14 protein-coding genes are annotated in these 10913 nt (G+C 64.1%); 1 reads left to right on the forward strand and 13 read right to left on the reverse strand.

Annotation, left to right across the window (positions count from 1 at the left end; translation table 11 throughout):
• Window positions 1-46 precede the first annotated feature (46 nt).
• From ACMKFF_RS02020 to ACMKFF_RS02080, 13 genes are all read right to left on the reverse strand, one after another.
• Window positions 47-427 (reverse strand): Asp23/Gls24 family envelope stress response protein, encoded by a 381-nt coding sequence (locus ACMKFF_RS02020; protein ID WP_419495879.1) that lies wholly within the window; start codon window positions 425-427, stop codon window positions 47-49.
• Window positions 428-568: 141 nt separating this feature from the next.
• Window positions 569-1135 carry a SpoIIIAH-like family protein gene (locus ACMKFF_RS02025; protein WP_418487333.1) on the reverse strand — a complete coding sequence of 189 codons (567 nt, stop codon included), beginning with the start codon at window positions 1133-1135 and terminating at the stop codon, window positions 569-571.
• 13 nt (window positions 1136-1148) lie between these two features.
• The gene (locus ACMKFF_RS02030; RefSeq protein ID WP_418487334.1) at window positions 1149-1661 is read right to left on the reverse strand and encodes a stage III sporulation protein AG; all 513 of its coding nucleotides are present in this window, start codon (window positions 1659-1661) and stop codon (window positions 1149-1151) included.
• A gap of 15 nt (window positions 1662-1676) precedes the next feature.
• The gene (locus tag ACMKFF_RS02035; RefSeq protein ID WP_419495880.1) at window positions 1677-2156 is read right to left on the reverse strand and encodes a hypothetical protein; all 480 of its coding nucleotides are present in this window, start codon (window positions 2154-2156) and stop codon (window positions 1677-1679) included.
• On the reverse strand, window positions 2156-3247 hold the full coding sequence (locus ACMKFF_RS02040; protein ID WP_418487336.1) for a stage III sporulation protein AE: 1092 nt from the start codon (window positions 3245-3247) through the stop codon (window positions 2156-2158). The genes ACMKFF_RS02035 and ACMKFF_RS02040 overlap by 1 nt, the downstream gene beginning before the upstream one ends.
• A 1-nt stretch (window position 3248) precedes the next feature.
• Window positions 3249-3641, reverse strand: a complete 393-nt coding sequence (locus tag ACMKFF_RS02045) for a stage III sporulation AC/AD family protein (RefSeq protein ID WP_349135370.1) — start codon at window positions 3639-3641, stop codon at window positions 3249-3251.
• On the reverse strand, window positions 3642-3836 hold the full coding sequence (gene spoIIIAC, locus ACMKFF_RS02050) for a stage III sporulation protein AC (RefSeq protein ID WP_349135371.1): 195 nt from the start codon (window positions 3834-3836) through the stop codon (window positions 3642-3644).
• A gap of 3 nt (window positions 3837-3839) precedes the next feature.
• The gene (locus ACMKFF_RS02055) at window positions 3840-4349 is read right to left on the reverse strand and encodes a stage III sporulation protein AB (protein WP_418487337.1); all 510 of its coding nucleotides are present in this window, start codon (window positions 4347-4349) and stop codon (window positions 3840-3842) included.
• A complete protein-coding gene (locus ACMKFF_RS02060; RefSeq protein ID WP_419495881.1) occupies window positions 4342-5217 on the reverse strand; it encodes an ATPase, T2SS/T4P/T4SS family in 876 nt (291 codons plus the stop codon). Before ACMKFF_RS02060 ends, ACMKFF_RS02055 begins: the two co-directional genes overlap by 8 nt.
• A 285-nt stretch (window positions 5218-5502) precedes the next feature.
• The gene (locus ACMKFF_RS02065) at window positions 5503-6105 is read right to left on the reverse strand and encodes an ECF transporter S component (protein WP_419495882.1); all 603 of its coding nucleotides are present in this window, start codon (window positions 6103-6105) and stop codon (window positions 5503-5505) included.
• A gap of 99 nt (window positions 6106-6204) precedes the next feature.
• Entirely contained in the window at window positions 6205-8808 is a 2604-nt protein-coding gene (locus ACMKFF_RS02070; protein ID WP_419495883.1) for a DNA translocase FtsK 4TM domain-containing protein, read from the reverse strand.
• A gap of 13 nt (window positions 8809-8821) precedes the next feature.
• Complete coding sequence (locus tag ACMKFF_RS02075; protein WP_419495884.1) at window positions 8822-9649, reverse strand: undecaprenyl-diphosphate phosphatase; 828 nt, start codon at window positions 9647-9649, stop codon at window positions 8822-8824.
• Window positions 9650-9709: 60 nt separating this feature from the next.
• Window positions 9710-10387, reverse strand: a complete 678-nt coding sequence (locus ACMKFF_RS02080) for a ClpP family protease (protein WP_419495885.1) — start codon at window positions 10385-10387, stop codon at window positions 9710-9712.
• A gap of 123 nt (window positions 10388-10510) precedes the next feature.
• Between ACMKFF_RS02080 and ACMKFF_RS02085 the strand changes: the two genes are divergently transcribed.
• Entirely contained in the window at window positions 10511-10768 is a 258-nt protein-coding gene (locus ACMKFF_RS02085) for a TIGR03905 family TSCPD domain-containing protein (RefSeq protein ID WP_349135573.1), read from the forward strand.
• Window positions 10769-10913 lie beyond the last annotated feature (145 nt).

The following is a 10913-nucleotide window of genomic DNA, read 5'->3' on the forward strand; positions in this document are numbered from 1 at the left end:
TGAAGGACTGCCGCTCTGCGGCGGGGGGCTGCAGAGCGGCATAGCCTCAGGCCTGCTCCGCCTTCGGCGCGGCAACGCCGCAGACGTTGACATTGACATGAGCCGGGCGGACGCCTGCCATGGACTCCACGGCGTTGGCGATGCTCTCCTGCACGTTCTTGGCAACAGTCATCACGGGCTGGCCCATCCGGACGACAAGGTTGCAGGCAATGTCAATGACGTTGTCCTGCAGCGTCACGCGGATGCCGCTGCTCAGGTTCTTCTTGCCGAGGATCGCCGTTAGATCAAGCGTCTGCGTGGCGCTCAGGCCATAGACACCCTCGACCTCACGCACGGCCAGCGAGGCGATGGAGGCGATGACGTCCTCCGAAATCAGAATGTTCCCGCCCTCCTGGGGCTGAACGATGTAATTTTTGCTTTCTGCCATGGTATTGACCACCCTTTCTCCGAAGCCGCCGCAGGGCATGCTTCGCGATTGTCCTATCTATTTTATCACATTTTACGGAAAATACAATAGCGGCGTTGCGAAAATCGGATCGTCAAATGCGGAAAGCCGGGCACTCAGGCCTCACTGCCCCTTTTCCGGCTCAACGCCGATGACACGGATGTCCGAAAGCTTGCAGCTCGTCTGCGAGAGCACGATATCCGACAGCAGGGCGACGTCCGACTGCGTCAGGCCGTCCTCCGGCGCGGCGACGGCGACGGAGATGCCGTCCTCACTGATATAGGCCACGCAGTCCTGATAGCCCTTGGCCACGATGAGGCTCTCGATCTGGGATTCGGCCAGCGCGTCCGAGATGATGCCCTCGAGCTTGGCGCTGCTGGCGGCATCGCCGTCGGCATAGGCAATGGTCTCCTGCAGCAGCTCCACGGCCTCGTCCCGCGCCGTCTGACGGGAGAGCCGCATCTGGGCGAAATACTCCGCCTGCGTCCCGGTCTGCTGCACCGGCGTCGCCAGCGCGTCGCCCTGCTCCTGCTGCAGAACGAGCGTCGTGTCGTCGAGGATCTTGCCTGCGTCAAGCGTTTCCGTCAGGTCCGCGGCGCTGTGCCCGGCATACCAGTTCAGATAGATCCCGGCGCATACCACAAGCAGCACACCGGCGGCGATCAGATTGCGTTTCCAAGTCTTTTTCATTGCCATTCCTCCATTATGATCTCATTTTCACGACGGTGATCCGGTCCGTGCTCAGTCCGGTGACGGCGGAGACCGCTTCGAGCAGCCGAAGCCGCACCGCAGCGCTGTCCGCCCCCTCGCAGACGATGAGCGCGCCCTGAAAACGCGGATAGGTCGTCGCGGCTACAGCCGCTTTATCATATGAGCTTCCCTCGGACAAAATGACGGTTTTCCGGGACTCGGAGCTCTGCGCCCCGTCCGAGCTTGCCTGCACGTCCGTCTGGTATTCCACGCGCTCCCCGGTCTCCAGCGTCAGCATCACACTGACCTGCCCTGCGCCCGCGATCTGCTGCAGCATCTGCGTCAGCCGCCGCTCCGTCTCCGCCGCATAGTCCGTCTCCGCCGCCGAAGCAGCCGCGTTGGACTTCTGCGTCGTCTTTTTCCCGCCCGGCAGCAGCAGGAGCGCCAGACCGAGCAGCAGGACCAGCGCGGCATAGCGGTATTTTTTCAGCCCCTGCCAGAGCTTTTTCGGATCGATCTTCCCCAAAGCCATTCCTCCTGCTCACCCATAGGTCTTCCACGTCTGCCGTTCAGTCGGGATGCCGAGCGACTGCGACAGAAATTCCGACAGCGCCCGGACCTGCTCCGGGTCGAGCGTCCCCGTCAGCGTGGCGGACCACGGCTGCGGATATTCCTCCTCCGTCAGCGTGACGTCGGCCCGGACGAGCATGCCCAGCGCCTCCGCCTGCTTTTCAATGGTCCGCTCCGTATTCTCCCGGATGAGATCGCGGAGCATGTCCTGCCGCGTCCGGTCCGTTCCGGAGGCATCATAGTCGAGCGCACGCTCGGCCTGCTCCAGCACGTCCGTGAGCGTCCGCGCATCGAGCCGCAGCAGCGGCGTAACGCAGACGAGCAGGGCCAGAAGACCCGCCGCAAAGCGCACGACGCGCTCCATCCGGCTGCCGTGGGAAAGCGCAGAGGCCAGCACGGCGATCATGCTCACCGCCACAACGGCGGTCAGATAGCTCCGGATCGCCTCCATCATCCCACCACCTTCAGAAAGCACACAACGGAGATAAGCAGCATGAGCGCGCAGGCCCCCGTCATGGCGAGCAGATAGCCCATGGCCGTGGCGGCATGCTTCACGAGCTTCACCTGCTGCGGCATGCCGATCGTCCCGCTGACGGCCGCCGTCCCCTTCAGGAGCAGATACTGCGCGCCGATCTTCAGAAACGGTGTCAGGCAGATGGCGAGGACTGCCAGCATACCGAACACGCCCATGGAGCTTTTCAGGGCCGAGGCGCTTGCCAGCAGCGTCTCGGACGCGTCGGACAGAATGCTGCCGACCACGGGCACCATGCCGGACACGGCCGCCTTCGTCGCGCGCACGGCGGCGGCATCCGCACTGCCGGAGATGACGCCCGTCACGGTCAGGTAGCCCGTGAACACGAACAGCACGACACGCAGGCTCTTGGAGATCAGCCAGCCCACGAATTCCCGCAGCTCGGAGAGCAGGCTGTCCGCGAGCGCGGCCTCTGCCGCAGCCACGACAAGATAGACGCTCACGCCCGGCAGGAGCAGCCGCGCGATCAGGCGCGACAGCAGGCCGGAGAACAGGGCCGTTCCGGCGTAAAGCGTCCCGGCTGATACCGTCCCCCCGCTCATGGCCATGGCGGACGCCATGACCGGCAGCAGGCAGGCGCTGTAGTCCGAAAGACGCGTGACCGTCTCCGAGGCCAGCGAGATCATGGACTGCATCCCGCCAAGGCAGGCCGCACAGATGCCCAGCGCACCGACGGCCGAGACGGCGTTCACAGGGTCCTTCTGCGCGCTCATGCGCACGACGGCGCACAGCGTAACCATGGCCAGCAGCACCGCGCACAGGCGAAGGCCGCTGCGCAGCGCGCCGCCGCTCCCGCCGGCCGCCGCGCGCAGGATGCTCCGTACTCCGCTGCGGAAGTCCGGCATACCGTCCGGCGAAAGCCCGTCCAGCACCTCTGCGGCTTCATCCGGAAGGCTCTGCGTCAGCTCGTCCGTGCCGATCACATCGCGCAGCGCCTCCGTCGGCTCCGCGGCCAGCACGGGGACCGCCAGCAGGAGCAGGACAGCCAGAAATATGGCGAGTTTTTTCACATCATCCCTCCAGCATAGTCCGCAGCAGCGACAGCACGGCCTCCAGCAGCGGCAGGGCCGTGTAAATGCCGAGCACGCTCCCGCACAGCTCAATGAGCCGCGCCACGGTGCTCTCACCCGCATCGGCGCAGACCGAGGCCGTCAGCTGTGTCAGAAGGCCGATGCCGACCGTACGCAGCAACGGCTGCAGCAGTGCAGGCTCCAGTCCTGCCAGCTGGCGAAGCTCCGACAGAAACGATACGACCGGCTCTGCCAGACGCACAATGCTCACAGTCATGGCGGCGCAGGCGGCCAGCGTCAGCAGGAGCGCCAGTACGCCGTTCCCCTTTTTCAGGACCAGCCCGAGCAGCACGGCGATCAGCCCAAGCCCGGCAACCTGCAGCAGTGTGTCCATCTAAAACCGGAACAGCGACTGCACGAGGTCGAACAGCTGCGCGATCTTCTGCGCCACGATCATCAGCACCACGACGAGCCCGGCCAGCGTCGTCATGGTCGCCTGCTCCTCGCGCCCCGAGCGCACGAGGACCTGATTCAGAATGGTCACGATGATGCCGACCGCGGCGATCTTGAATATCAGCTGCACATCCATAGGCTACACCGCCAGGATCAGGAGCGCCAGCCCCGTGCAGAGGCCCAGCGCGGCATAGCACTTCGCGCGCGGGCGCTTTTCGGCCTCACAGCGGGCCAGCGCCGCCTGCAGGCGCTTTGCCGTCAGGTCCAGCATACGATTCTCCCCGTCGAGATCATAGCGCCCGAGGGCGCTGCACAGCTCCAGCACCGCCATGACCGCATCCTGCGGCAGCTGCAGCCCCCGCGCAGCCTCCAGGGCTGCGGCTGCGGCCCGGTCCCGGCTGACGGGCTCGCGGAGCTGCGCGGCAAAGCAGCGGAAAAACGCGGCGGGCGGCCCCGCCAGCCTGTCCGCCACGAGGGCGCAGACCTCCGGCAGCGGCTGCAGGGAATAATTGATCTCGCAGCGCAGCAGCTCTATGGCGCGGCAGAAGGCCTGCAGATGGCGCGCCGCGCGGTAATACCGCACCCCGGCCGTGATGCCGAAGCTGCCGCTTGCCAGCAGCACCAGCGCGCCCCCGAGCAGTCTAAGCATGATCCAGCCCCCTTTCGATGCGCACGGAACGATCCGGCAGCAGAAAGGCCGCCATGCGGAAAAAGCCGTCCTGCAGCAGCGCGCGGTACAGCGGGCGGCTCTCCAGCTCGCGCCGGTCGGCCGCATGCGCCGTGGCAAGAAAGCGCACGCCGCAGTAGGACGCGCGCCGGATCGCAGCAATGTCCGCCTCGGCCGTGATCTCGTCCACGGCGATCCACTCCGGATTCATCGTGCGCAGCAGCAGCTCGATGCCCGCCGCCTTCGGTGCACCGGACAGCACGTCCGTGTGCGCGCCAAGGCGGAATTGCGGCACGCCGGAGGCACAGGCCGCCAGCTCCAGCCGCTCGTCCACAACGCAGATGCGCCAGCCGAACCGGTCGGAGAGCTGCCGGATGAGGTCGCGCAGCAGCGTCGTCTTGCCGCTGCCCGGCGCGCCGCACAGGAGCACGGACTGTGGCCGCGCCCAGAGCGCATCACGCAGGCGGTCGGCAATGCCGTCCGGCTGGCGGGCGATGCGCAGGTTCAGGGAAGACGGCTCGCGCAGGGCCGTGATCGTGCCGTTCTGCACGACGGCCGTTCCGCAGATGCCGAGGCGGTGTCCGCCCGGCAGCGTGACAAAGCCGCAGCGGGTCATTTCCTGCATGGCATAGGCGGAGCGCTGCGTTGCCTGCTCCAGCATACCGCGCAGCAGCTCCGGCGTGACCGGAGCAAGCGGCAGCGCCCGCTCCTTACCCGCGATCCGGCAGGCAGGCGGCTGCCCGCAGCGCAGGCGCAGCTCCTCCATGGCCCCGGCATCCGGCAGCCGGTCAATGGCCTGCCGCAGCCCGGGCGGGCAGATGCGCAGGGCCTGTCTCACTTCTTCCGTCATGCTCGTCCCCTCCTGCCCTTACTCTATGCGTCCGGTGCAGATGGTAGGACAAAAAATAAGCCGCCCCGGAAAACCGGGGCGGCAAGGTTCGTGCAAGGAAGAACCGATGATCGGAGCTGAGAAACATCTGAATGAAATCTGCAAGAGTGGATGGTGAGAGATTTTTTGCTAAGCCGATGTTTGGGAAACGCAGGAATACTTTGTGTATTTCAAGTTTCCCGAACAGATGGATCAGCGAAAAAGATCCGGCATCCACCGAAGCCGATTTATTCAGAGGTTTCTAACTTAATTGTGCGTCTTGCGGATGGCGCGGATGAGTGTCGAAACGGCCGGGCTCAGCACAAGATTGAGGCCGAGCTCGACGAGGAAGTTCACACCCGTCAGGGTGAAGAGCACATACGTCAGCAGCGCGGAGCCTGCGGCCCATGCACGGAGCGTCTCCTGGAAGAACAGCACCATGCCGAGCAGGAACACACCCGTGTTCACGACCGGCGCGGTGATGGCAGCCAGCAGAACGGCGACGGCATTGCGGCCAAGCGCGGCATCCTTCCGGGCGACGAGCCGGTAGACAAGGCCGGCGCACCAGCCGGACAGCGTGCCCTTGCCGATGCAGACGACGGCGCAGAGGAACGGATTGGCCAGAAAGACCAGGTTTCCGCCGTAATCCGCACCGGTAGCGGAGTTGATGTAGACAACAAGGCCGAACACCGTGCCGAGGATCGCGCCCGCTCCCGGGCCGTAGAAGGCTGCGCCGACCACGATGGGGATCAGCGTCAGCGTGATAGAGACCGTGCCGATCTTGATGACACTGCTGAGAAGCTGCAGCACCACGACGAGCGCGGCCAGGACGGCAATGCCGACCATACGGTTGATTTTCTGATGATTCAAGGGAATACCTCCTGCTGTCGCTCCGGACGACCCGGATGCAACGCATACAATTTATTTTGCAGCCGGGCACGCCTTGCCGTGCTCCGGCATACAAGCAGATCAGGGAAGCTCGTCTTCGACGGGCGGCGCGGGCGGGGCATAAGTGCCGTTCTGCATCTGCTCCCACTGCTCGCGGGTGATGAGGAGCTGGCGCGGCTTTGCGCCCTCATACGGGCCGATGATGCCGCGTTCCTCCATCTCGTCCACGATGCGGGCCGCACGGGCATAGCCGAGCTTCAGCCTGCGCTGCAGGAACGAAACGGAGGCCTGCCCCGTCTCCAGAATAACGTCGACCGCCGCTGGGAGCAGCTCATCTCCCTCACCGGTGTCCTGCGCGGCTGCGCCGCTGTCGGGCTTGCCGCTCTGCTCGGCGCGTCGTTCGATCTGCTCCATGACCTCGGCGGAGTAGTCGCTCTGCGACTGGGCCTTGACCGCGTTCACGACGGCCTGCACCTCTTCATCCGAGATGAAGCAGCCCTGCACGCGCTTCGGCTTTCCCTGCCCAAGCGGCGCAAAGAGCATATCGCCCTTGCCGACGAGCTTTTCCGCGCCCGGCGTGTCGAGAATGATGCGCGATTCCATGGCGGACGAGACCGCAAAGGCAATGCGCGACGGGATATTGGCCTTCATCAGGCCGGTGATGACGTCCGCGGACGGACGCTGGGTGGCAATGACGAGGTGGATGCCGGAGGCGCGGCCCATCTGCGCGATGCGGCAGATCGACTCCTCGACCTCCTTGGCGGCCACGAGCATGAGGTCGGCCAGCTCGTCGATCACAACGACGATCTGCGGCAGCTTCTGCCGCTCCGGGTCGCCTGCGATTGCCTTGTTATAGGAGTCGAGGTCGCGCACGCCCTCCTCGGACATCAGGCGGTAGCGGCGCATCATTTCCGTTACGGTCCACTGCAGGGCGCCTGCGGCCTTCTTCGGATCGGTGACGACCGGGATGAGCAGCTGCGGAATGCCGTTATACACGCCGAGCTCGACCATTTTCGGGTCGACCATGATGAGGCGCACCTCATCCGGCTTGGCCTTATACAGCAGCGAGACGATGAGCGTGTTCATGCACACGGACTTGCCGGAGCCGGTCGTACCGGCGATGAGCATGTGCGGCAGCTTGGCGATGTCGCCGACGATGCAGTTGCCGCTGATGTCCTTGCCGACGGCGAACGAAATTTTGGACTTGCTGCTGCGGAAGGCCGGAGAATCGATGACCTCGCGGGCGTAGACGGTATTGACGATCTTGTTCGGCACCTCAATGCCGACGACGGAGACCTTATCGGGAATGGCCGAAATGCGCACACCGGCTGCGCCAAGCGCCAGCGCGATGTCGTCGGCCAGATTCGTGATCTTCGAGAGCTTCACGCCGCGGTCCAGCTCCAGCTCGTAGCGCGTGACGGACGGGCCGCGGATGACGTCGACGATGTGCGGCTCGATGCCGAAGCTCTTGAGCGTGTCAGCAAGGCGCTGGGAATTCTCGCGCATCTCGGACGTGGCATCCACGCTGCCCTCACGGCGCGGCGTCAGCAGGGAGACCGGCGGGAAAACATACTCGGCCTGCCCGGACTGCTCCGGCTGCGGGATGACAAGTTCCTCTGCGTCCTCCTGCTTTGCAGGCGCAGGACGGACCGCCGGCTCGTCGTGCTGCGGCGCGGGCGCTTCGTCCCACGGCGCGGCAGGCTCCTGCTCCGCGGCGGGCTCCGGCCGGTCCTCCGGCTCCTCCGGAAGCTCCTGCACCGGGACCGGCTCAAAAGCAGGCTCGGGAACAGGCTCCTCCGGGAGCGCAGCCTCCGGTACGACCGTCACGGGATGCTCTGCCGCGTGAAGCGGCTCCTCCGGGACATCGTCACAGGTCACAGAGACCGGTCTCGCAGCCGGGCGTTCCTCCTGCTGCTTTTCCAAATATTCATCCGGCGAGGGAACGCGGGACTTTTTCTTCCGCTTTTCCGCCTTTTCCAGCGGGGGATCGTCCACTGGCAGGTCAAATTCCGCCGCACGGCGCTTTTCCACGCGGGCGATATGGCGGTTGGCCATATGGTTGACGATGCGTTCGGCCGTGTCCTGCTCGGGCTCCGGCTCCTCGTCGGGCTTCTGCAGGCGCGGGCGGTTCTTGATGGCCGTGATGATGCTGTTGACCGTCATATTCATGATGGTGATGATCTGCACAAGCATCAAGAGGATCAGGACGATATACGCGCCGACGACGGTGATTCCCGTCTTCAGCAGCATGGCCAGCAGACCGCCCAGCAGGCCGCCCGTCGTTCCGGCAATGCCGCCCTTGAACAGTGCGGGCACGACCTTCCACTCCCACACAAGGGCCTCGCCCTGAATGAGATGGTATACTGCCGAGACGGTCAGAATGAGCGTGAACACGCTGACGATGCGCAGGCGCACCGGCTTGCCGCGGCTCGTAAACAGGATGACGACCGTGGCGATGAGGGCCAGCGGCAGTATGTAGCGCCCGGACTGTCCGAACAGGCCCGCGATAAGCGAGGCGAACGGCCTGATCAGAAAGGCAGTCGTGTTGAAGCAGCAGATAATGGAGAAGATCGCCAGAAAAATGCAGACGAGCGCCCAGATCTCGCGGCGGTTCTGCGTCTGGCGCTTCTGCGCGGCGGTCTGCTTTGCAGTCGGCTTTTTAACGGGTTGCGATTTCCTTGCCATGATTCCCCTCCGTTCAGGCATTGATAAGCGCCAGGATCAGCGCGATAACGGCTGCATCCCAACAATAATAGGAAAAAACACGCAGCTTTCCCCGGTGCAGCAGATATTTGAGATACTGCAGGGCAAAATATCCGGCCACGGTCGAGGCGACGAGCGCGACGAGCATCGGCAGCCACAGCGACGCGGAAAACGTCCCCACAATGACTGCACGCAGCAGGCGGTAGACGAATTCACACAGCGAAAAGCCGAGCGTCAGCATCGCCGTAAAGCGCAGGGCAAAATCCGTCCGCAGGTCTCGCAGACGGCAGACAGCCAGCGTCAGACCGAGCGGCGACAGGCCGGGCAGCACGGCGGCCAGACGAGTCGCGCCTGCCAGCAGCGCATCCGGGAGCATGAGCGCTCGGGCATCCTTCTGTCCGCCGGGCCGTCCCGCAGCAAACAGGATAAGGCCGTTCAGGCAGAAGAACGCGGCGATGAGCGACAGGCGCGTGATGCGCTCTGCCGCTGCGCACCAGATCAGGCTCAGCAGACCGATCGGGAGAGCAAGCAGGCCCATCAGGACGGCGCGGCGGCGTGGAGACGGCTGCCGGGCGCGTTTTCCGCGCTGCGGGCGGCGCGCAAGCTCCCCGCAGGTCAGCTGCAGCTCTCCGGGGAAAGCCAGCACGAGCGCAGCGCTGAGCCCGAGCGTGATGGCCGCCCGGACGTACAGTCCCCCGCCCTGCGTGAGCGGCGAGAGCGCAAATGCGTCCTGCAGCACGGCCGCATGCCCGCTGAACGAGACCGGCAGCAGGCCGGTCAACCCCGCGACAAGGCCATAGATCAATGCTTCCCAAATCTTCAAACCAAGAATCTCCTGTAATTTTGCTTTGAAGATTATTATAGCACAGGAATGTTAAAATTGCTATCCCTTGTTTCCCTGTTTTCGGGAGATCATCCGGTGCAGGCACTCCAGGGCATCGTGCAGGCCGCCCAGACGGTCAATGAGGCCGCTTTCCACGGCCTCGCGCCCATAGACGATCGTGCCGACGTCCGTGGCGATCTGCCCGGTCGCCATCATATAGTCCGAGAACTGCTCGCGCGTGATGCGGGAATTCGCCGTGACAAAATCCGTGATCTGCTCCTGAATGCGCTGAAAATAGTGATAGGTCGCCGGTGCGCCGACAACGACGCCGCTCATGCGCACAGGGTGGATCATCATGCTGGCCGTCGGGACGATCATGCTCTTCTTGGCCGAAACGGCCAGCGGGATGCCGATGGAGTGCCCGCCGCCCAGCACGAGCGACACGGAGGGCTTCCGCATCCCGGCGATCAGCTCCGCAATGGCAAGTCCCGCCTCGATGTCGCCGCCCACGGTGTTGAGCAGGAGCAGCAGGCCGTCGATGTCCTCGCTCTCCTCGATCGTGGCCAGCAGCGGCAGCACATGCTCGTATTTTGTTGTTTTGATCGTCTCGGGCTGTGCCTGATGGCCCTCGATCTGCCCGATGATCGTCAGGGTATAGATATTGCCGCGCTTCGTCTGCGTCAGCCCCGCGCCAAGCTCCTCCAGCCGCTCCTGCGCCCTGCTCTGTGTTTCGTCCATGCCGTTCCTCCCTGTTTTTTCTGCTCCTTAGTATGGTGGAACGGGAGGCAAATCATTCAAAGTGCTTGAAAAAACACGAAAAAATGTTATACTAGTCTAAAATGAAGCAAAGGAGCAATTACCATGGAATTTACTTATACGCCGCACGGCGTCTGCTCGCGCCAGATCCTGCTGGAGCTGGACGGCAATAAGGTCTCGAATGTTCGCTTTATCGGCGGCTGCAGTGGCAACACGCAGGGCGTCGCCCGGCTGGCCGAGGGCATGGATGTCGATGAGCTGATCTCCCGCCTGCAGGGCATCCGCTGCGGCTCGAAGCCCACGTCCTGCCCGGACCAGCTCGCCAAGGCGCTGCTGGCCGCCAAGGAGCAGCAGAACGGATAACAGAAAACCGAGTAGGAGGGACGTTTAGTCCCGTCCTCTCACACCACCGTGCGTACCGTTCGGTACACGGCGGTTCAATCGCATAAGTGCACAGACTCGTACCGGTCTAGGATACTGTAGTATCCTGCCCGTGCGAGTCTTTCTT

This window comes from Faecousia sp., from assembly GCF_048519415.1.
GTDB lineage: Bacteria > Bacillota > Clostridia > Oscillospirales > Oscillospiraceae > JAZOXB01.